Here is a 20,645-nt window from a genome sequence, read left to right on the forward strand (position 1 = left end):
GCCCATGGACCGGTCAGTCCCGGGTCAGGATGGCGCCGGTGCGGCTCGCGGTCACCAGGACCCGCGCCGCATCGGGCACCTGGTTCACGGCCGTTCCCCGCAGCTGGCTGACCGCCTCGAGCACGAGGTTCAGCCCGTGGATGTAGCCCTCGCCGATGAGTCCGCCGTTGGTGTTGGTGGGGAGCGCGCCGCCCGGGGCGAGGCTGCCGGCGGCGACGAAGTCCTTCGCCTCGCCGAACCCGCAGAACCCGAGGGCCTCGAGCTGCATCAGCAGGATCGGTGAGAACGCGTCGTAGATCATGGCGGCGTCGAGCTCGTCGCGCCGGAACCCGGACCGCTCGAACAGCCGGCGGCCCAGCGCCACCGACCCCTCCATCACCGCCAGGTCGCGGCTGTAGTGGTCGGACGCGATCTCCTGCTCGAAGAGGCCGGCGCCCGCCGCGGCGGCGATGAACGCGGGCCGGTTCGGCAGGTCGGCGGCGCGCTCCCGCGACGTGATGACGAGGGCGACGGACCCGTCGGTCTCCTGGCAGCAGTCGAACAGTCGGATGCAGGGCTCGGCGATCCAGCGCGACGCCTGGTGGTCCTCGAGCGTCATCGGCCGCTGGTATCCCCAGGCCGCCGGATTCGTCTCGGCGTAGGCCCGCAGCTGCACGACGGCCCGCCCGATGTCGGCGCTCGTCACGCCGTAGGTGTGCATGTACCGGGTGGCGTTCAGCGCCATCCACGACGCCGGCGTCAGTACCCCGTAGGGCATGCACCACTGCATCGCCGTCGTCCCCGAATGCCCGGACGTCGGTGACGCCGCCGTCTTCGCGCCACCGAACCGGGTCGCGCCCGACCGTGCCCGGATGGCCCGGTAGGCGACGACGACCTCGGCGGCGCCGCTGGTGATCGCGGCGGCGGCGTGCAGCAGGGTGCCCATGGAGCCGCCGCCGCCGTAGGGCACCCGGGACGAGAACCCGATCTCCTGGAAGCCGACGGCCCGCACGAGCTCGGTCTCCTCGACGGGGTCGACCGTGTAGCTGACGATTCCGTCGACGTCCGCGGCGGTCAGCCCCGCGTCGCGAAGCGCGTCCCGGATCGCCTCGCACGCCAGCCGCAGCTCGGTCCGGCCGGCCTGGCGCGAGAACTCGGTCGCGCCGACCCCGACGATCGCGGCCCGGCCGCCGAACCCGCTCACGACGCGCTCCGTGCCGGCCGGAACACCGGTACCGACCCGTCGCCGGCCGTCGGCTCAAACGCGACCTCCAGCCGCATGCCGATCCGGATGTCCCCCGGCGCCACGTCCACCAGGTTCGACACCAGCCGGATGCCCTCGTCGAGGTCGACGAGCGCGGCCAGGACCGGGTAGTCGAAGGCAGGGTTGCGCGGGTGGTGCAGCAGGGCGTAGCTGTACAGGGCGCCGCGACCGGACAGCTGCTCGGCCTTGTAGTCGAGCGACTGGCAGTGCGGACACATCGGACGGGGCGGATGACGCAACACCCCACACCCGCCACACCGCTGCGCGACCAGCCGGCCCTCGGCGGCCGCGTCCCAGAAGATGGCCGAATCGTCCGTGACGACAGTAGAAGGTCTCACACTGCTAGATAGTAAGTGCTATGGTTCCCGGGACGCAAGATCTTGGGAGGACACATGGCCAAGCTGATCTCAGCGGACTCGCACGTGGCGGTGAGCCTCGACGCGATCCGAGAGCGGGTGCCACGGTCGCTGCACGGCGCGTTCGACGACGCCATCGCCGCCCAAGCCAGGATCGATGAACACCTGCGGGCCGGGCGGAAGATCTCGATGGATGACTGGGACCTCGAGGCATTCCGTGACCCCGGTTACCGCGACCCGGTGGCACGCCTCGCCGCGATGGACCGTGACGGCGTACGGGCCGAGGTCCTCTACTCCGAGGTGAGCGCGTTCCGATCGTTCGGCCTCGTCAAGGGCGACTGGAAACCGATCAGCCGCGCCTTCACCGACCACCTCGTCGAGTTCGCCTCCCACGACCCGGACCGGCTCGCGGTGTCCTACCAGGTCCCCATCCTCGACATCGCCTACGCCGTCGCCGAGGTCGAGCGCCTCGCCGGACTCGGCGCCCGCTCGGTGCACCTGCCGAACTTCCCGAGCGAACTCGGCCTGCCCGACTACCACGAACCGCTGTACGACCCACTGTGGGCCGTGCTGCAGGAGACCGGAATCTCGATCAGCCACCACCTCGGCAACCGCCACTGGCTGTACGACATCATGCGCCGCGACCCGACCCCACAGGCAGCGATCTTCACGTCGATGCCAGCCCTGGCGCTGTCAGAGGTGATCGCCTGGTGGATCCTCACCGGCACCCTCGAACGGTTCCCGGACCTCAAAATCGTCTTCGTCGAGCCCAGCCTGTACTGGGTGCCGGGCTTCCTGGCCAGCCTCGACCGCAAGGCGGACGTCTACGACCTGCCCGGGGTGCGGCGAAAGCCCAGCGAGTACTTCCGCCGCAACATGGCGCTCACGTTCATGGACGACGAGGTCGGACTCGGGCTGCGTCACCTGATCGGGATCGAGAACATCTTGTGGTCCACCGACTTCCCACACCCCGCGACCACCTGGCCGCACTCCCAGGAGATCGTGGCCCGCCAGTTCGCGGACATCCCCGACGACGAACGCGACCTGATCTGCGCCGGCAACGCGGAACGGATCTACGGCCTGGCATGAGCGGATCGGGGTCCGGGCCCGTGGACGCGAGCCGCCGCCCGCGGCCAGACGGCGCCGCCACCAGGGCCCGCGTGCTCGACGCCGTCGTCGAGTGCATCCTGAAGAACGGCTATTACCAGGCCAGCTCCAACGCCATCGCCCGCCACGCCGGAGTCACGTGGGGCACCATCCAGCACCAGTTCGGAACCCGCGAGGCACTGCTGCTCGCCGTGGTCCAGGACCGATGGCAGCGCCTGACCAGGCACCTCGGCACCGCCGCCGTGTCCGGTGAGACCCTCGAGGAGCGCCTCGCCGGCGTGATGGGCGCGCTCGAAACGCACTACGGCTCCCCCGAGCACCTGGCGATCATGCAGATCATGCTCGACCTGGCCCAGTCGCCGGCCACCGCCGAGTCGACGAAACGCGCCGTGGAGACCCACGCCGCCGAGCTTTCCCAAGTGTGGCACCCTCTGCTCGCGAAGGCTCTCGGGGACGCGGCAAGCGACGAAGACCTGGTCCGTTACGCCTTCCTGACCATCCGCGGCTACCTCAGCGCCAACGCCATGGCGGCCCGGCTTGGCCCGCAGCCTCCCGACGGAGCCGTGCGCGCGCTGCTGCTGCAGGGCATCGCCCGCGCGATCCGAGAACACGCGACGCGAACCGGCCGGGCGCCGGGCCCGGCGACCGGCAGTTCGAATTCTCCGGCAGGCGGATGACGGGCTGGATCACCAGCCAGGGACACAGGAAGGAATCGTGCAGGTGCGACCGAGCTCGGCCGGCGAGACCCGGTGGCGCGGCATGGGCCTGCGGGACGAGTGTGGGTGTAGGTCCGTCACTCGGGCGTCAGTCGGCCATCCAGACGTCGAAGAGCAGCAAGGTGTCCTGGTACTCGCGGAGTTCAACGATCTCGCCCGCGCGGCAGACGAACAGGTGGTGGTACCGGTTGTCGTACGTGCGTCCGTTCGCTGCGTTTACGGCGTAGCCACGGGCCTCGACGGCGACGCGGTCGTCTTCGGCCGTGAGGGTGCGCGCGATGAGGTCGAACCGACCGTCCACGCATCCTTTGACCGTGTTTCTGAAGATCTCCAGCGTCTCGGCCTTGGAGTAGCCGATGTCCGCATTGAGCGCGGGCGCCGCGGCGAGCATCGACGACTGGCGCCGGCCGCTGGTGGGCTGCCGCCACCGGAAGTCCTCGCTGAGCAGCTCTGCGAGGGCAGTCCAGTCACCTGCTGTGTAGAGCTCGCAGAAGCGGCGCGCCAAGCCCTTGTTCGTCGCGAGATGGTCGCCATCTCCTCCGGTACGAGGGTTGCCATAGCGCCGCATGAAGGTCACGTTGAAGCCGAACCATTGAGCAGGATCGCAGACCAGCTGATAGACCGCCTGCGCTTGCTCGCAGTCGTTGCCGAGACGACTGTCGTACTCGAAGACGATCCGGTACCCGTGTTCCTGCAGCCAGCTCCTGGTCTCGTCGACATCGGCGACCTCCCAGACGAGCGGCCCGATCTGCCCAGGACCTCGCCGGAGCTTCTCCCCGAAGCCGCCCGCCGCTCCGATCGGGGCGACCAGCTCGATGAATCCACCGAAGTCCGTCGCAGAGAGGACCGGCCGGCCATCGATCGCGTGCGGCTTCGGTAAGCACAGGCCCAGGACCTCGTTGAACTGTTGGACCGCCCGATCTATCTCGCTCTCGGCGACGACCAACTCGACGCGGTTGAATCCCTCGATCTTCATACGCCACCCTGTCCGGCGCACGCTCCGCGGAGCAGTCATCCCCCGCGGAGCGTGCGCACCCTGGCACCTGAAAGTTCAGTTATCTACGACGTCGGCGCGTGGCCGGCGGTGTCATCCGTTCGCGGTGAACCGGTCGGAGGTCGCCCGGATCCACGTCTGGTCGGCAGGCCGTCAGGCGGCCAGCGGACCCGACGTGGGTGCCGCCTCAGTAAGCCAGGGCCTAGAGGGCCAAAGGGTGTGCGAAAATGATCTTCCTTCGCACACCCGGCGGCCGTTGTCCCCAGGATCACTGACGGCCGATCTCGCTATTGCGACAGCGGCCAATTCCAAGGGAGGCCTCGCGATCACCATCAGATCGTTAACACGACATAGTAAACACTATCTCACATGGATGGACTGGACCAGTATTCGTAGGCAGGGACTGCTACCAGGCCGGACCGCTCCCTACCTACGAAGGGGTGTGGGCCGTCTCCACAGCGGCACCGCGCGGGCTCGCGACCGGACCAGGATGCGCCGCGGTACGTCCGTTGCCGTCCTACGCGTCCGAGCGAGATCCGGCGTTGGGCTCGGTCGACCGGATCCAGTCGTCGTAGAACGGCGGCAGGTCGGTCGCCGCGGAGGTCGTGAACCGTGCGTCGCGCTTCTCGCGGAACGCGGCGACGCCCTCGGCCCCGTCGCCGCGGCTCGTGTAGAACATCGACAGCGAGTCGATCCGGTGCGCGTCGGCCGGGTGCGCAACAGCCGCGTTGCGGTACATCATCTGGCGCGTCAGTGCGACGCCGACGGGCGACCGGCCCGCCGTCCAGCTGTCCGCGAGCGCTCTCGCCGCGACCAAGAGCTCGGCGGGGTCGTGGACCGAGCCCGCCAGCCCCACGGCCACGGTCTTCTCCGCGTCGAGGATCTCCGCGCTGTAGACCAGATCGAGCGCGGTCGCCATGCCGACGAGCCGCGGCAGGAACCAGGTCGAGCAGGCCTCCGGGGTGATCCCGAGACGCCCGAACACCAGGCCGAACCGGCCACGGGTCGACATCAGCCGCGCGTCCATCGCGAGCGTCATCGTCGCCCCGATGCCGACGGCGGCCCCGTTGATCGCCGCGATCACCGGCTTGCGACAGTCGTAGATCGCCAGAGTCACCCGGCCACCCGTGTCCCGGATCCGCCGAAGAGCGGGATCGTCAAGGTTCACCAGGTCCGCGAGCGTCGGCGTGGCCGTCTCGTCGAGGCCGAAGGCGTTGCCCCCGACCGCGAGGTCCATGCCCGCGCAGAACGCGCGACCAGAGCCGGTGACGATGACGGCACGGACGCGGTCATCGTCGTTGACATCGCGGAAGGTCGTCTCCAGCTCGTCGGCCATCTCGACGGTGAACGCATTGAGCGCGTCGGGACGGTCGAGCCTGACTGTGAGAACCCCGTCACTGACCTCGTGCTGGAGGGTCGTGAAACCCACGAACAGACCTCGTTTCACCGGGCGCCACGACGGCGCCGAGAGCCGCCCGCCCGGCGCGGCCTCGGCGATGCCAGTTGCTGGCTCGGGCGATCTCGGCACACGACGGTCCGGCACCGGGCGGCGGCTGGCCGCCCGCCGCGCGAACCTCGCCGGGGCGCCGCTGGCTATTCGACGGTGCTGGTTATTCGACTGTGCTGGTTATTCGACGGTGCGGGCGAGGATTCCGAGGGTGGCGCGCAGCGCGGCCTCGGGGATCACGGGGAAGATCCCTTTGCCGCGGTAGGCGTCGGGGATCTGTGACCAGTCGTAGTACGAGGTGACCCGGGTACCGGCGCCCTTAGGTTCCAGGCGGTAGCCGTACAGGTGCCGCAGCGGCTGGTCGTTCACCTTGCTGCCGATCGTCCATTCGATGAGCGCGTCCGGCTCGTACTCCGTGATGATCACGGTCACGTCGTACTGACCGAGCGGGTAGTCGTTCAGCGCCTCGCGGTCCATGTGCACGACGAACGAGTCGCCGACCGTACTCACCGGCTCGCCGTCGGCCGACTGAAGCATCCCGGAACTGTCGATCTTCACATGCCCCGCGGGATCCCGCAGCACGGCGAACACCGTCGAGGGCGACGCCGTCACCTGCCGAGAGACCTCGAACCGCTCCGCTTCCATCATGGACACCACCCTGCCACGGCGACCAAACGCAGGCCAGAACAGAACATTCACCCAGGCCACGGCCATCTCGACAGACGTCCGCAGAGAAGCGAGCTCCACCTTCATCACGTTCGGTAGCCGGTCGGCGCCGGGCGACACCTACCGGAAGACCTGCGATCTTGGGAGGTCCCGCACTATTCGCCGGACTGTTGCATTACTACATAGCGATAACTATCTTGTATGTGGTCACAGATGGCAGGTGGGGCGCGACATGCGCATGGCCGACGGATGAGGCGACTTCCTGATGAGTGCGCAGGCAACGGTGAGTGAGCTAGGTCAGCTGATCAACGGCGCGCTGGTAACGAGTGATCGGTCCATGCCCGTCGCTGATCCGTCCACCGGGGAGCTGGTCGCGCACTTCCCGGCGGCGACGGTCGCGATGGTGGACGACGCGATGTCGGCGGCGTCCGCCGCTCTCCCCGCATGGTCGGCCAGGCCGGAGGCAGACCGTCGCGCGGTGATCAAGGCGATGGCCGAGGCGATTGGGGCCAACTACGCGACGATCGAGGAGCTCACCGCGCTGGAGAAGGGCGCCGCCTCGATCGCGCTGGAGGCGTTGGCCGCGCCCTGGTTCGGCAACCACATCGCCGAGCAGGAGCTCCCCGTCGACGTCATCGAGGACTCCGCCGAGCGCACCGTCAAGGTGGTTCGCGCCCCCGTCGGCGTCGTCGCGGCGATCATCCCATGGAACGCGCCAATCCTCATTCTCGCCGAGAAGGTCTTCAGCGCCCTGCTGGTCGGAAACACGATCGTCGCGAAGCCCTCACCGTTCACGCCGCTGGCCACGCTCTACGTCGCGAAGATCTGGAAAGACCTCGTCCCACCGGGCGTGGTCAACATCCTCGCTGGCGACGACGAGGTCGGAAAGGCGATGGTCTCGCACCCGACCACCCGGCTGATCAGCTTCACGGGCAGCGTCGCGGCGGGCCGCGCGATCGCCGCCGCCGCCGCGCCGGGCCTCAAGAACCTGCTGCTCGAACTGGGCGGCAACGACGCCGCTATCGTGCTCGACGACGTCGACCCGAAGAAGGTCGCGCAGCGAATCTTCGATTCCGCGTTCACCGGCCACGGCCAGGTCTGCGCCGCGATCAAACGGGTGTACGCCCATGAGACGGTCTACCAGGACCTCGTCGACGAACTCGCGGTGATCGCCCGCGAACGGGTTGCCGGCATGATCCCGCTATCCACCAAGCCCCAGTTCGACCGTGTCAGCGCGCTCGTCACCGATGCCCTCGACAACGGCGGGAAGGCGGTCACCGGCGGCGCCGCGGTCAACGGCTCCGGCTACTTCTACCCGCCGACCATCCTGACGGGCGTCGGCCCTGGCGTGCGGGTCGTGGACGAGGAGCAGTTCGGGCCGGTCCTGCCGGTCATCCCGTTCAGCGACGTCGAGTGGGCCGTCAAGCAGGCCAACGCCACCGAGTACGGGCTGTGCGCCTCCGTCTGGACCTCGGACCTCGCACGGGGCGAGCAGCTCGCCACCCGCCTCGAAGCCGGCACCGCCTGGGTGAACCAGCACACCGAGATCGACCCGAAAATCCCGTTCGGCGGCGTGAAGTCCAGCGGCATCGGTCGGAACAACGGCCAGGTCGGCCTCGACGCCTACGCCGAGCTCAAGACCGTCATCGTCTACAAGGACCCGGAGCGGGTCTGATCGAAATCTCATTTCGTCTCCGCGGGTAAGAAGGCTCACCCCAATGAGCCAGACAGAAGCCAGAACAGCGGCCGCTGTAGCAAAGCCGCACCGGGCGAGGCCGCCGCAGAATGGAATGGAGAAGTGCGTGGAGGACCTCGAAGGAAAGGTCGCCGTCGTCACTGGCAGCGGCGGGCCGCACGGCATCGGCCGGGCCACGGCCCGGCTCTTCGCGCAGCAGGGCTGCAGGGTCGTGCTGTCCGACGTCGACGCTGCGGCGTTGGCGGACGCCGTCGGGGAGCTGCACGACCTCGGTCACGACGTGCTCGGCGTGCCGACCGACGTCGCGGACTTCGACTCGGTCCGACAGTTGGCCGACGCCGCCTTCGAGCAGTACGGACAGGTGGACATCCTGTTCCTCAACGCCGGTGTCGCCGGGGGCGGCGGCCTGTTCGACGACGAGATCTCCGACTGGCGCCGCATCTACGACATCAACTTCTTCGGGATCCTGCACGGCATCAAGGCGTTCGCCCCACGCATGATCGCCCAGGGAACTCCCGGCCATATTCTCGGTACGTCGTCCGGGTCCGGAGCCGTTGGCGTCATGTACCAGACGCCTGCGTACTCGACCTCCAAGCAGGCTGTCTGCACGCTGATGGAATGCCTACACGGCCAGCTACGCGACCAGCGGTCACTGATCCAGGCGCACGTCGTGCTCCCTCCCCTGACGAAGACGAACCTGGCGGGCGACCGCGAGACTATGACGTTCGTGCAGCGAGGCCTTGAGGCGGGCGGCGTGGCGGCCGTGCTCGCGGAGCCGGCGGAAGTCGCGACGACGGTGCTGGAGACCGTGCGTAGCGGGAACTTCTGGGCTCACCACGACCACGAGGCCGACAAGCGGCTCCACGGTGGCCGGTTCGCCGCCGATATCGACTGGCAGGATGAAGTGATTCGCCGGCGGGCGGCGGCCATCATCGACCGGTCGGCTCCCGATCCCTACCTGTGGGGAATGTGACGTAGCGGGACTGGGCTGCTGCCTGCAGGTCCCATATCAGGACCCAGGTCGGAAAGGCACCAGCTCGCGGGACCACATCCAGGTCGACAGTCGAGGCTGCGGGCTTGGCCAGCACGGGGAGGAACGTCGTGGGAGATCAGACCATCGTCATCACGGGCGGAAGCAGTGGTGTCGGTGCCGCCGCCGCCCGACAACTGGCGGCCAAGGGCGAGCGGGTGGTGCTGGTCGGCCGCTCCCAGGACAGGACGGCGGCGGTCGCCGCCGAGATCGACGTTCCCTACCACCTCGCCGACTTCGAGGACCTCGAGAGCGTCCGCGGCCTCGCCGACCAGCTCTCCGCCGGGTATCCGCGGATCGAGGTGCTCGCCAACAACGCCGGCGGCATCTTCGGGGACCGGGAGGTCACGAAGGACGGCTTCGAGAAGACCTTCCAGATCAATCACCTCGCGCCGTTCCTGCTCACCTACCTACTCATGCCGACGCTCGTGTCGTCGCGAGCCAAGCTGCTGCAGACCTCCAGCGTCGCGGCGAAGCGCTACGGCCACCTCGACCTTGACGACCTGCAGAACGAACGGAGGTACTCGCCGAACAAGGCCTACGGCGACAGCAAGCTGGCCAACATCCTGTTCACGAGCGAGCTGCACCGCCGGTACCACGACCGGGGTGTCTCGGCGGTCGCGTTCCACCCTGGCAACCTCGCGACCAACTTCGCCAGCGAAACCACCAGCTGGTTTCGTTGGATCTACCGTCCTCCGTTCTCGCGATTGCTTCTCAAGGGAGCGGACGAAGGCGGCGACGCCCTGGCCTGGCTCGCCGAGGGAACCCCTGGCTCGACCTGGGAGCCCGGCGAGTACTACTCCGGCAACAAGCTCGCCCGCAGCGCCCCCCAGGCGGAAGACGCTCGCCTCGCGGAGGAGCTGTGGGACCGCAGCGTCTCCATGCTCGGGCTGTAGACGGCCGTATTGGGCCGGGCCGCGCGTCGTCCCGGTGGACGGCAGCTGCCACCGGCGACGGCTGCTCCCCCGACCCCCGGCGCCGGGGGTCGGCTCCGCGACAGTGGGTGGCCCGGGCCCGGGCTCAGAGGTGGAAGACCCGCTTGGCGTTGCCGTAGACGAGCTTGTGGGCCTCGTTGGCGGGGACGTCGCGCATGAGTTCGGCGACGACCTTGCGCGAGTTGGGCCAGGTGCAGGCCGGGTGGGGGAAGTCGGTGGACCACATGATGTTGTCGATGCCGATGTCGTGGCGCATGTTCACGCCGCGCCGCTCGTCCATGAAGGTGAGGAAGATGTTGCTCTGGAAGTAGGCGCTGGGCTTCTGCTTCAGGGCGGGGAACTCGTAGCCGTGCGTGGTCATGTAGTCGAGGATGTCGAGGTAGTACGGCACCCAGCTCAGGCCGGGCTCGACGAAGACGAACTTCAGCCCTGGGAAGCGCTCGAACAGACCCGACAGCAGCAACATGCCGAGCTGTTCGGACAGCCGCATCGGCGGCTGGGAGGTGAAGACACCCAGCTGCGGGGTGGGGTCGACGGCGGCGAGCTGCCAGTACTCGTCCTCGACGCCGAGGTGCAGGCAGACGGGCATGTCCAGCTCCTGCAGCCGCGCCCACAGCGGGTCGTAGCGGGGGTCGTAGTACTCGGGCAGGCCGACCGAGCCGGGCTTGGTGGGCAGGTGCACGGTGCGCGCCTGGTGGTCGGTCACCAGCCGTTCGAGCTCGGCGACCGCCTGGTCGATGTCGAGCAGGGGGAGCTGGTAGGCGACGAGCAGCCGGGCGGGATCGGCGGCGGCGAAGGCGGAGCTGATGTCGGCGAAGGCGCGGGCGGTCTCCTTCCAGCCGTCGAGCATCTTGTGGAAGATCCGGAACGCGGACAGGTCGCTGAAGAGAATCTCGACGTCGACGCCGTCCTCGTCCATCGCCGCGAGCCGGGCGGTGGGGTCGGAGTACCCGGGGTGGCGGGCGGCCTCGTGCAGGTAGGAGCCCAGGCCGAGCGGCGGGGTTCCGCGGCGCTGCATCGCGGCCAACCTGGGTGCCTCGACCAGTCGGTTGGCGTGGTCGATCCCGTCGTGGAAGCGGGCTGGTACCGCTTCCTTGAGCTGGTCGATCGTGACCCGGTAGTGGGAGTCCACGGAGATGAGTCGATCGAGTCCGGGCACAGGGCACCTCCTACGGTGATGGTGGCTTTGGTCCCGTGGGGGAACACAGCTGGTTGGGTGTTCCGGGTTCAGGGGGTGGGCGCGGTTTCCAGCACGGTCCGGGAGGCGATCAGCGCGTCGATCGCGTCGGACTGGTAGCCGAGCTCGGCTAGCACCGGTCGGGTGTGTTCGCCGGCGAGGCAGGGCGGCCCGGAGACTCCGCCGGGGTGAACCGTGAGGTCGACCAGGACGCCGGGCTGCTCGAGGCGGCCGACCCCGGGGCGATGGGCGGTGGCGATCCAGCCGCGGGCGCGGATGTCCGGGTCGTCGAACAGCTGGGTGGAGTAGGTCGTGGAGGAGATCTCGCAGGGCAGGTCGCGTTTGTCGAACGCGGGGACGATCTCCTCGGCGGTCCGGCGGGCAAACAGCGGCTCGAGTGCGGCCCTCAGCTCCGCGTCGTGGGCGCGGCGAGCGGCAAAGTCGGCGAACCGCGGGTCGTCTCGCAGCTCGGCGGCCTCCAGCACGTCACACAGGTCGGACCAGGCAGGCGCGGCGAGGACGGCGATGGACAGCCAGCTGTCGTCGGCGAGCCGGTACAGCCCGTGCAGGGCTGAAAGGCCACGTTGGGCGGCGTCGATGCGTGGCCGCTCGACCGGTGTGCCGTCGGCCAGGCTGTAGGCGTAGGACGTCGCCAGTAGGGCGGCGTTGATGATCGCGGTGCCGACCCGCTGCCCCTCGCCGGTGCGCTCGCGATGGTAGAGCGCCTGCATGACGGCGATCGCCCAGAGGTAGCCGTTGCCGGTGTCGCCCATGTTGACCCGGCTCCAGAGCGGCGGGCCGCCAAGCCGGCAGGCGCCGTCCTCGTACTCGGTGCCGGCCAGCGCGTTCGCGGTCTGGTCGGTGCCCGGCTGCGACGAGCGCGGCCCGTCCTCGAAGCCGCGGGTGTGGCAGTAGATCAGCCCGGGGAACCGGGTGCGCAGCTGTTCGTAGCCGATGCCGAGTCGCTCGGCCGCGCCGGGGCGCATGTTGTGGGCGACGACGTCGGCGGTGGCGAGGAGGCGGTCGAGCACTTCGCGACCAGCTGGGTCCTTGAGGTTGAGGGCGATGCTGCGCTTGCCCCAGTTGGTGCCGAGGCCCAGGTGGGTGGTGGACCAGTAACCGTCGTGCAGGGCGTGCACCTTGATCACATCGGCGCCGAGGTCGGCGAGCACCCGGCCGCCCCACGGGCCGGCCACCCCGATACCGAGGTCGAGTACCCGCACGCCGTCCAGCGGTCCGCGCCGCAGCGGCGCGCCCTGCCGGGTGGCCGCGGGAGTCGACGCCTGCCCGTGCTGGCCGCCTCCGTCAGCGAGGCCGACGCCGGCGGAGGCGGCCAGGACCTGGTGGGTGTGCTCGCCGGGGCGCGGTGCCGGGCCGGTCACGGCGCCGGGGGCGGCCGCGAACTCCAGGAGGACTCCGGCGTGCCGGATGGGCCCTACCTCGGGGTCGGCGACCTCGACGACGCATCCGTGGTCGAGCAGCGCCTGGTCGGCGAACGCCTCCTCCGGCGAGCGGACCAGGGCGATACCCAGGTTGCGCGCCGCGCCGAACGCGACCCACTGCTCACTGGGAAACTTCCGGAACGCCTCGACGAGCTCCTGGTGGAACAGGTACAGGATCGGCAGCTCGTCCGCGTCCATGCCGATGCGCACGCCGCCTCCGCCCCGCATGTCGTCCCGCGGACCGTCGAGCATCAGCTCGTCGCCGACCGCCGCGTCGAGCACCAAGGTGGGACGAATCGTCCAGAAATGCACCCAGCGACCGTCGGCGCATTCGAACAGGCCCTCGGGCGCTCGCCGGTCGGTCACCCACATCCAGTAGCCGGGCGCGTCCGCGTTGTCCACCCGCTGCCAGTTCGGCCCGGCCGCGGCCATCGCGCCCTGCAGGAGGGACGTCTGGACGTGCTCGCCGAGCCCGGTCACCTCGCGGGCGCGCAGCGCCGCGCTGATGCCGGCGGTGGCCAGGTAGGCGGCGCCCAGGCTCGGCCACATCGAGCGCAGGAACACCGGTCCTTCCTGGCCGAACCGGCTCGCTGGCAGGTCCGGCACCTCCAGGTCCGGCAACGGGATCCCCGCCCGGCTGATCCGGTTCAGCGCCGTCCCCGGATAGCCCCGGGCCTCCCACTGCAATCCGGTGCGGGCGGCGACGAGGGAGTCATAGCCCGGGCGGTGCGCGTCCGGGCCGTCCGGCCCGTAGCCGGTGATCGAGCAGTACACCAGCCGTGGGCTGCGCCGGCGCAGCGTCGCCTCGTCGATACCCAGCCGCTCGGTCACGCCGGGCTCGAACGACTCCACCAGTACGTCGGATCGCTCGGCCAGCCGCAGGAACGCCGCGCGCTGGTCGTCGTCGCGCAGGTCGAGGACGGCGCTGCGCTTGCCCCTGTTCCACACCCGGTAGGCGACCTCGTCACGTGCCGGATCTCCAGCGGGCGACTCGATCCGCAGCACGTCCGCGCCGGAGTCGGCCAGCAGCATCGTGGTCATCGGACCGGCCGCGCCCCAGGACAGATCGAGCACACTCAGGCCGGCGAGCGGCCCGCCCCGAAGAGGCGTCGGATCAAGCACCAGATCCTCCCGGAATCGGATCGGCGTACCAAGACGGCGGGGGCGAGCATGCCCGCGAGGGCGCGGGCGTCCCCTCGGACGGCAACAGCGGGCAGGATCCGCCGATCGACGATCACGCGATCCAGCCACTCAGCTACGAAGATAGCATGCACTATGTGGTAGGTACCATAACTGCGGTGAGCCGTCGCGGCCTGCTCCGGCGCTCCCGGAGGACACCGTGCTCCTCCGGGAGGCGGCCAGGGAGGGCCCGCTTGGCGCGCGGGCGGCGGGTATCGCGACCCGCGCGGTCTTGATCCGACCGGATGGCGTCACTCCGTCGACGCCGGACGACGTCGCCACGAACAAGGTCCGCCCGTCCCCGCCTCCCAGCGCACAGGAGTACGCGGTGGCACTGGTCGGGACGACTCAGTACGACCGTGGCAGGCCGAGCGTGTGCTGCGCGACAGCAGCTCCGCGTCCTCAGCGAACTCCACGGGTGCCTCCAGCAGAGTAGGAGATTCGACCCTCATCCACCGCTCTCACCCATGCCCTCCTCACGTGGTCATCCGGGAAAGACCCAGGCAGGCGTGAGCCACGCCGGTCAGAACGGCTGCGAGGTCGCCACGCGGCAGGCCGCTGTCATGGTTGACCACTGACTGGATCGCGCCGATCGCGGCGTGCACCAGAGTCCGCGCTTCGGCCTCGTTCAGCTCGGGCCGGGCCTCGTGGAGGTTGGTCACCCATTCCTCGATGTAGCGCCGCTGCATGCGCCGCAGCCCGCGGCCGCGATCGGGTGGCAGCGTGGCGGCCTCCCGCAGGTAGAGCGCGACCAAAACCCGACGATCGATGGAGAAGGCCACCTGGGCCGCGATCAGTTGGCTCAGCGTGGTCGCCGGGTCAGCGCCCGCGTCGACGATCCGCATCGCGTCCGCCCACAGGTTGTCCATGACGCCCTCGAGAAGGGCCGCCAGCACCTCGGACTTTCCGTTGAAGTGTCGGTAGATCCCGGAGCCGACGATCCCGGCGGCCTCACCGATGTCCGCCATGGTCACCGCGTGGTAGCCACGGGCGGCGATCAGCTCGGCCGAGGCGGCCAGGATCCGCTCCCGCCGTTCCGGGTCACGCACCCGAACGCGGGTCGCCGGCGCGGCCTGCGCACCCTCGCTCACTGGGCAGCCCGGGTCCGACGCGTGGTCGGGGCGGGGGCGTCCGGGACGGCGTTGGCCGGAACCAGGGCTACCGGGACGGCGAGGTGACGGGAGCGCATGTACTCCCCGAGCCCCTTCGCCTGCGGGTCGGGACGGGTCGACGAGGCGACGCCCTCTCCCAGCAAGCCGACGATCACGAAGTTGAGCGCCCGCAGGTTGGGCAGGTCGTACCGCCGGACCACCAGCCCCCGCGCCTCCGGCAGCAGCTCGGTGAACCGCTGGATGGTCAGTGTGTCCCGCAGCCAGTCGTAGACGGCGTGGTCGCTGGCCCAAAGCCCGACGTTCGCGTTGCCGCCTTTGTCTCCCGACCGGGCACCGACCAGGCGGCCGAGCGGTATTCGTACCGTCGAGCCTTCATCGGCTGTCGGCCGCGAAACGGGCTGCCTCTCGGTCGTCAGCGCGGGGCCGCCATTTTCCAGGGTGCCGAGCGCGACATCGGTTCCCTGGCCGCGCGGGCTGTGCGGGATGACGGACGACGAACCGTCGGCGAACGTTACTCGATGCTCGACGGCATCCCTGGCCACGGTCGTCGGCCAGTACACGCCGTAGGCGCTCTCGGGACCGGGCGGGGTGGTGGTGTGGAAGCCGGCGTATCCACCCAGGGCCAGCGCCTGGGTCGCGTTGGAGAACGCCCGGCCGACCCGACTGCGGTCGGCGTCCTTGACCGTGATTCTCAGGTGCGCCGTGGCATGCGCGTTGGCGTCGGCGTCCGGCCGGTCGAAGCGCAGCAGCCGCACGTCGACCTCGTCGAACGACTCCTCGCCGCCGAGGAGATCGAATAGCTCCCGGCGGGCCCACGCCGCCTTCCGCTCGATGTCGAGACCGGTCAGGACCAGCGTCATCGTGTTGCGGTAGCCACCCAGATAGTTCAAGGCCACCTTGAGACGGCCCGACGGCGCGCTGCCCCGCGTTCCGGACAGGCGCACCCGGTCGAGTGCATCCTGGGTCAGGCGCACAGTGTCAAAGTGGGTGGTGACGTCCGGGCCGGCGTACTCCGGTCCGGCGATCTCGTACAGAAGCTGGGCGGTCACGGTTCCCACCGATACCAGGCCGCCGGTGCCCGGATGCTTCGTGATGACGCTGGAACCGTCGGCGGCGACCTCGGCGATCGGGAATCCTGGGTAGCGCAGATCGGTGATCTCGTCGAGGAACGCGTAGTTGCCGCCGGTCGCCTGGGGCCCGCATTCGATGACATGCCCAGCGGCGACCGCGCCGGCCAGCCGGTCCCAGTCCGTCCGCCCCCAGCCGTGCCACCAGGCGGCCGGGCCGACGACGAGGGAGGCGTCGGTGACCCGGGAGGTCACGACGACGTCGGCGCCGCCGGCCAGGGCCGCGGCGATGCCCCATCCCCCGAGGTAGGCATTGGCGGTGAGCGGCTCCACGGCGGCCGCGGCCAGGTCCCGCCCGGTGTCGAGGTGCGTGAACCGCTCACCGGTCGCCTGCAGGTCGCCGAGCCGGCCCACCAGGTCATCGCCGGTGACGTACGCGACGTTCGGCGCCAGCCCCAGCTCGGCCGCGATCCTCGCCACTCGCTCGGCCAGCCCGGCGGGGTCGAGCCCGCCCGCGTTGGTGACGATCCTGATCCCCCGGTCCAGGCAACTACCGAGGACCTCGGTGAGCTGGTCGACGAAGGTCCGGGCGTAGCCAGCGCCGCCGCGGGCGCGGGCCTTCCACAGGATGAACATGGTCAGCTCGGCCAGGTAGTCACCGGTGAGGACGTCGATCGGCCCGCCATCCACCATGAGTCGGGCGGCATCGATCCGGTCGCCGTAGAACCCGGAGCAATTGGCGATGCGCACCGGCCGCCTGAGTCCGCTCACGACTGGCTCCCGCCAGTCGATCCGCCGGGGACGCAGCGGGCGGGGACGGCGCCGCCGGCCAGGATCCGGTCGCCGCCCGACGGGTCAGGGACGTTGGCACCAGGCGGTCGGCCAGGCCCCGGTGGGCCGGCGAAGATCTGGGCCACCTCCAACCAGCGCCGCGCCGGCTCGCCGGTCGCCTCCAGCCGCAGGTCGTCGCGGTGGCGGCGCTGGGTGACGAGCAGGCAGAAGTCCAGGGCCGGTCCTCGCAGGACGGAGGTGGCGGAATCGGGGCCCCACTCCCATCGGTCGCACTCGGGCGCGGTGAGCTCCACCCGGACTGGATCGGCTGGGATGGGCCGGCCGCGCACGGTGAAACCCCAGGCCATGGTGGCCACACCCAGATGGGCGATGGGGCGGAGCCGGACGGTCGGGACCCGCTCCCGTCCCAGCGCGTCGGCGACGTCCTGACCGTGGGCCCACGTTTCCATCAGCCGCGCCGTGGCTGACGAGGCGGAGTTCATCGGCGGGCCGAACCACGGCAACTTCACGGTCGGATCTGCTGCCAGCAGGGCCGCCGACAGCGCGGCCCTGGCCTGGATGAACCAGTCGAGGGCGGCGGGCCCGGCGAGATCACGGCAGCGCGCGGCGATCACGTCGCTGAAGTCGTCGCCGAGTCCGGTCAGCTCCCGTGCCCTGGCCGCGAAGGCCTCGGGGTCGGTCGCGGCGAGCGCCGTCGCCTCATCAAAGTAGGCCAGGTGCGTGACCTGGTCGCGGATGTTCCACCCGGCGGCTGGAGTCGGGGTGAGCCAGGCGTCCTCGTCCAACGGCTCCAGCAGCGCCAGCAGATCGACGGTCTCGGCTGTCAGATCGTCACACAGCGCGCGGACCCGCGCCGCCCTCGCGTCGTCCCCCATCTCAGCGTCCCTTCCATACCGGCCGGCGGCCCTCTCGGAATGCCCGCGGCCCCTCCTGGGCGTCGTCACTCAGGTAGACCGGCTCCCACAGCCGCTCGGCCTCCTCGTAAGCACGTTCCACCGGATACCGGGCCAACAGTCCGACGGTCTGCTTGGCCAGCCGGACCGACAGTGGTGCGTTGGCGGCCACGCGCAGCGCGAGGTCGTGGGCGGCCGCGCGCAGCTGATCGGCCGGCACGACCTCGTTGACCAGGCCCAGCTCATAGCCGCGCCGCGCGGAGACCGGCTCGCCGGTCAGCAGCATGTGCATGACCACCCGCGGGGGCAGCAGGTAGGGCAGCGACGCGGCCCACGGTGTTCCCCGCCCCACCTTCGCCTCGGTGATCGCGAAGCGGGCATGCTCGGCGGCCACGACCAGGTCGGCGCACTGGGTCAGCAGGAAACCGCCGGCATATGCGACGCCGTTGACCGCCGCGATGACCGGCTTGTCGATCTCGATGTTCCGCCCGATCTGCGGGAGGTAGTCGGGTGGCGGGACCCGCAGTGTCTCGGTTGCCATCTCCTTGAGGTCGCCGCCCGCGCAGAAGGCCCTGTCCCCGGCCGCGGTCATGACGAGCACCGCGGCATCGACGTCGTCGCGGAACCGCCGCACGCCCGTCCACAGCCCCGCGCGGACCTCCGCCGACAGCGCGTTGCGGCGTTCTGGACGATCGATCGTCAGCCAGGCGACCGGCCCGTCGAGGGCGTAGCCGACCGCCGGACGCTCGCTGCCGTCCGCCGCGCCCTCGTCCGGCGCGGCCTCACCGGTCACGCCGTGCCGTCCGCGGTGACGATGGCCAGGATGTGCCCGCTGTCGACGGTGTCGCCCGGCCCGGCGGAGATCTCGGTGACGACGCCGTCGACCGGCGTGCGGACGGTGTGCTCCATCTTCATCGCCTCCAGCACGAGGATTGGGTCACCTGCAGTGACCCGGTCGCCTACGGCCACGGCCAGGCGCACCACGACGCCGGGCATGGGCGCCGCGAGCGAGCCCGGCGCCTCGGCCGCCCCCGGCTCGACGAAGCGCGGCACTTCCCGGGCGGCCGTCGAACCGCCCCGGCCGTCGGCATACCACCAGCCGTCGGCGGCGTGGGTGAGGTGCACCGTCGCGCGGATCCCGGCTACGGTGAGGTCCACCATCTCGGCCTCGGTCCGGTGCGCGAGCACCTCGTAGTCCCTGCCGTCGACGGTCGCCTCGATCCGATCGGCGCGGCGTCGATACAGCACCTCGATCTGCCGGCCGTCGACCTCGAAGGCGACCCGCTGGGGGACGACGGCGACGTTGCGCCAGCCCGCAGGGGCGGTCGGCAGGACGGCGGCCGCCCGCCGCCGCTCGACCCCGGCGAGGGTGGCCGCGAGCAGATGGGTGGCCACCACCGCGTCCGGCAGTCCGCTCGATCCGAGCGCGGTGAGGTCCAGGCCGTCGAGGTAGCCGGTATCCACCTGGCCAGAGCGGAACCGCTCGTCGCGCAGGATCGCCACCAGCAGGGACCGGTTCGTGGTCAGCCCGTGCACGCGGGTCCGGTCGAGGGCGCGGGCCAGCCGGCGGATCGCCTGGTCCCGGGTGGCTCCGTGGGCGATCACCTTGGCCAGCATTGCGTCGTAGTGAACGCCGACCACCGACCCGTCCGCCACGCCCCGGTCGACCCGAATGCCGGCGAGCGCGGGGACGTCGAAGCGGTGAACGGTACCGATCGCGGGCAGGAATCCGGCCGCGACATCCTCGGCATAGAGGCGGGCCTCGATCGCGTGCCCGTCGATGCGGGCCGCGCGCAGCTCATCGGGCAACGGCTCGCCTTCAGCGACCCGCAGCTGGGCGCGGACCAGGTCCAGGCCGGTGATCTCCTCAGTGACCGGATGCTCGACCTGCAGGCGGGTGTTCACCTCGAGGAAGAAGAACCGGCCCCGCGGGTCGAGCACGAACTCGACGGTGCCCGCTCCGACGTACCCGATCGCCTTGGCGGCGGCGATCGCGGCCGAACCCAGACTCCCCCGCAGCTCGTCATCGACGGCGACCGACGGCGCCTCCTCGATGATCTTTTGGAAGCGTCGCTGAACCGAGCACTCACGCTCGAACAGGTGCACCACGTCACCGAACGCGTCGCCGAAGATCTGCACCTCGATGTGGCGGGGCCGCTCGACGTAGGTCTCAAGGAAGACCGCGCCGTCGCCGAACGCCGCCGCCGCCTCGCGGCGCGCGCCCGCGACGGCCGTGGCCAGCCCGGCCGGCTCGCGCACGATCCGCATGCCCCGACCGCCACCGCCGTAGACCGCCTTGACCAGCAGCGGGAACTCCAGACTCGCCGTGGCCTGTACCAGTCGCGCGGGGTCGGCGGCCAGCTCGTCGTCGACCACCAGGCCAGCGAGCACCGGCACACCCGCCTGCGCCATCAGCGTCTTGGCCTGGGTCTTGGAGCCCATCGCCTCGATGGCCTCCGGCGGCGGCCCGACGAACACGAGCCCGGCGTGCGCGCAGGCACGGGCGAAACCGGCGTTCTCCGACAGGAACCCGTAGCCGGGGTGGACGGCATCGGCGCCGGTCCGCCGCGCCGCGTCGAGGATCGCGTCGAGGCGCAGGTATGTCTCGGCCGGCGTCGCGCCGGGGAGCCGGACAGCCTCGTCGGCCTCGTCGACGAAAGGAGTCTCCGCGTCCGGGTCGCTGAACACAGCAACCGTCGCGATGTCCATCTCGTGGGCGGTGCGAAGGATCCGGGAGGCGATCTCGCCCCGGTTCGCGACCAGCAGCTTCTTGATTCGGTTCACCGGCATCGC

Annotated in this window: 17 protein-coding genes; 5 read left to right on the plus strand and 12 right to left on the minus strand. The window is 70.2% G+C overall.

The genetic code is table 11. The features are described 5' to 3' along the window. Positions 1-13: 13 nt before the first annotated feature. On the minus strand, positions 14-1,183 hold the full coding sequence (locus tag BCD48_RS44120) for a thiolase C-terminal domain-containing protein (RefSeq protein ID WP_071054731.1): 1,170 nt from the start codon (positions 1,181-1,183) through the stop codon (positions 14-16). After that, entirely contained in the window at positions 1,180-1,581 is a 402-nt protein-coding gene (locus BCD48_RS44125; protein WP_071054734.1) for a Zn-ribbon domain-containing OB-fold protein, read from the minus strand. The genes BCD48_RS44120 and BCD48_RS44125 overlap by 4 nt, the downstream gene beginning before the upstream one ends. A gap of 54 nt (positions 1,582-1,635) precedes the next feature. On the opposite strand from BCD48_RS44125, the gene BCD48_RS44130 reads away from it, so the two are divergent. Together BCD48_RS44130 and BCD48_RS44135 are read left to right on the plus strand one after the other, a co-directional pair. After that, the gene (locus tag BCD48_RS44130; protein ID WP_071054737.1) at positions 1,636-2,688 is read left to right on the plus strand and encodes an amidohydrolase family protein; all 1,053 of its coding nucleotides are present in this window, start codon (positions 1,636-1,638) and stop codon (positions 2,686-2,688) included. Next, positions 2,685-3,383 carry a TetR/AcrR family transcriptional regulator gene (locus BCD48_RS44135; RefSeq protein ID WP_083420144.1) on the plus strand — a complete coding sequence of 233 codons (699 nt, stop codon included), beginning with the start codon at positions 2,685-2,687 and terminating at the stop codon, positions 3,381-3,383. Before BCD48_RS44130 ends, BCD48_RS44135 begins: the two co-directional genes overlap by 4 nt. 127 nt (positions 3,384-3,510) lie before the next feature. Here the strand turns inward: BCD48_RS44135 and BCD48_RS44140 are convergent, their stop codons facing one another. The 3 genes from BCD48_RS44140 to BCD48_RS44150 all read right to left on the minus strand — a co-directional run bounded on the left by BCD48_RS44140 (position 3,511) and on the right by BCD48_RS44150 (position 6,511). Then, positions 3,511-4,398, minus strand: coding sequence for a nuclear transport factor 2 family protein (locus BCD48_RS44140; RefSeq protein ID WP_071054742.1), 888 nt, complete (start codon positions 4,396-4,398; stop codon positions 3,511-3,513). 535 nt (positions 4,399-4,933) lie between these two features. After that, positions 4,934-5,845, minus strand: a complete 912-nt coding sequence (locus BCD48_RS44145; RefSeq protein ID WP_071054744.1) for a crotonase/enoyl-CoA hydratase family protein — start codon at positions 5,843-5,845, stop codon at positions 4,934-4,936. A gap of 198 nt (positions 5,846-6,043) precedes the next feature. Beyond that, complete coding sequence (locus BCD48_RS44150) at positions 6,044-6,511, minus strand: SRPBCC family protein (protein WP_083420151.1); 468 nt, start codon at positions 6,509-6,511, stop codon at positions 6,044-6,046. Between the two features lie 301 nt (positions 6,512-6,812). Between BCD48_RS44150 and BCD48_RS44155 the strand changes: the two genes are divergently transcribed. From BCD48_RS44155 to BCD48_RS44165, 3 genes are all read left to right on the plus strand, one after another. Further along, on the plus strand, positions 6,813-8,204 hold the full coding sequence (locus tag BCD48_RS44155; protein ID WP_071054746.1) for an aldehyde dehydrogenase family protein: 1,392 nt from the start codon (positions 6,813-6,815) through the stop codon (positions 8,202-8,204). A 127-nt stretch (positions 8,205-8,331) separates the two neighbouring features. After that, positions 8,332-9,198 carry an SDR family NAD(P)-dependent oxidoreductase gene (locus BCD48_RS44160; RefSeq protein ID WP_157910644.1) on the plus strand — a complete coding sequence of 289 codons (867 nt, stop codon included), beginning with the start codon at positions 8,332-8,334 and terminating at the stop codon, positions 9,196-9,198. 128 nt (positions 9,199-9,326) lie between these two features. Then, positions 9,327-10,151 (plus strand): SDR family NAD(P)-dependent oxidoreductase, encoded by an 825-nt coding sequence (locus BCD48_RS44165; RefSeq protein ID WP_071054750.1) that lies wholly within the window; start codon positions 9,327-9,329, stop codon positions 10,149-10,151. 124 nt (positions 10,152-10,275) lie between these two features. Here BCD48_RS44165 and BCD48_RS44170 read toward each other — a convergent pair whose 3' ends face one another. The 7 genes from BCD48_RS44170 to BCD48_RS44200 form a co-directional block, all read right to left on the minus strand. Further along, entirely contained in the window at positions 10,276-11,349 is a 1,074-nt protein-coding gene (locus tag BCD48_RS44170) for an amidohydrolase family protein (protein WP_083420148.1), read from the minus strand. 68 nt (positions 11,350-11,417) lie between these two features. After that, a complete protein-coding gene (locus BCD48_RS44175; protein ID WP_071054755.1) occupies positions 11,418-13,931 on the minus strand; it encodes a CaiB/BaiF CoA transferase family protein in 2,514 nt (837 codons plus the stop codon). 533 nt (positions 13,932-14,464) lie between these two features. Beyond that, positions 14,465-15,079 carry a TetR/AcrR family transcriptional regulator gene (locus BCD48_RS44180; RefSeq protein WP_071054757.1) on the minus strand — a complete coding sequence of 205 codons (615 nt, stop codon included), beginning with the start codon at positions 15,077-15,079 and terminating at the stop codon, positions 14,465-14,467. Continuing rightward, complete coding sequence (locus BCD48_RS44185) at positions 15,076-16,938, minus strand: acyclic terpene utilization AtuA family protein (RefSeq protein WP_071054759.1); 1,863 nt, start codon at positions 16,936-16,938, stop codon at positions 15,076-15,078. Before BCD48_RS44185 ends, BCD48_RS44180 begins: the two co-directional genes overlap by 4 nt. After that, a complete protein-coding gene (locus BCD48_RS44190; protein ID WP_071054760.1) occupies positions 16,935-17,834 on the minus strand; it encodes a TIGR03084 family metal-binding protein in 900 nt (299 codons plus the stop codon). The genes BCD48_RS44185 and BCD48_RS44190 overlap by 4 nt, the downstream gene beginning before the upstream one ends. A gap of 1 nt (position 17,835) precedes the next feature. After that, positions 17,836-18,645, minus strand: coding sequence for an enoyl-CoA hydratase/isomerase family protein (locus tag BCD48_RS44195; protein WP_071054762.1), 810 nt, complete (start codon positions 18,643-18,645; stop codon positions 17,836-17,838). Then, the gene (locus tag BCD48_RS44200) at positions 18,642-20,642 is read right to left on the minus strand and encodes an ATP-binding protein (protein WP_071054764.1); all 2,001 of its coding nucleotides are present in this window, start codon (positions 20,640-20,642) and stop codon (positions 18,642-18,644) included. Before BCD48_RS44200 ends, BCD48_RS44195 begins: the two co-directional genes overlap by 4 nt. Positions 20,643-20,645: the final 3 nt, after the last annotated feature.

The sequence above is a fragment of the Pseudofrankia coriaricola genome (genome assembly GCF_001854805.1).
Taxonomy (GTDB): domain Bacteria; phylum Actinomycetota; class Actinomycetes; order Frankiales; family Frankiaceae; genus Pseudofrankia.

Excerpts from the sequence above, each read along its gene's own strand:
- BCD48_RS44130 (WP_071054737.1), top strand. The coding sequence starts at position 1,636 with ATGGCCAAGCTGATCTCAGCGGACTCGCACGTGGCGGTGAGCCTCGAC.
- BCD48_RS44135 (WP_083420144.1), top strand. The coding sequence starts at position 2,685 with ATGAGCGGATCGGGGTCCGGGCCCGTGGACGCGAGCCGCCGCCCGCGG.
- BCD48_RS44140 (WP_071054742.1), bottom strand. The coding sequence starts at position 4,398 with ATGAAGATCGAGGGATTCAACCGCGTCGAGTTGGTCGTCGCCGAGAGC.
- BCD48_RS44150 (WP_083420151.1), bottom strand. The coding sequence starts at position 6,511 with ATGATGGAAGCGGAGCGGTTCGAGGTCTCTCGGCAGGTGACGGCGTCG.
- BCD48_RS44190 (WP_071054760.1), bottom strand. The coding sequence starts at position 17,834 with ATGGGGGACGACGCGAGGGCGGCGCGGGTCCGCGCGCTGTGTGACGAT.
- BCD48_RS44200 (WP_071054764.1), bottom strand. The coding sequence starts at position 20,642 with ATGCCGGTGAACCGAATCAAGAAGCTGCTGGTCGCGAACCGGGGCGAG.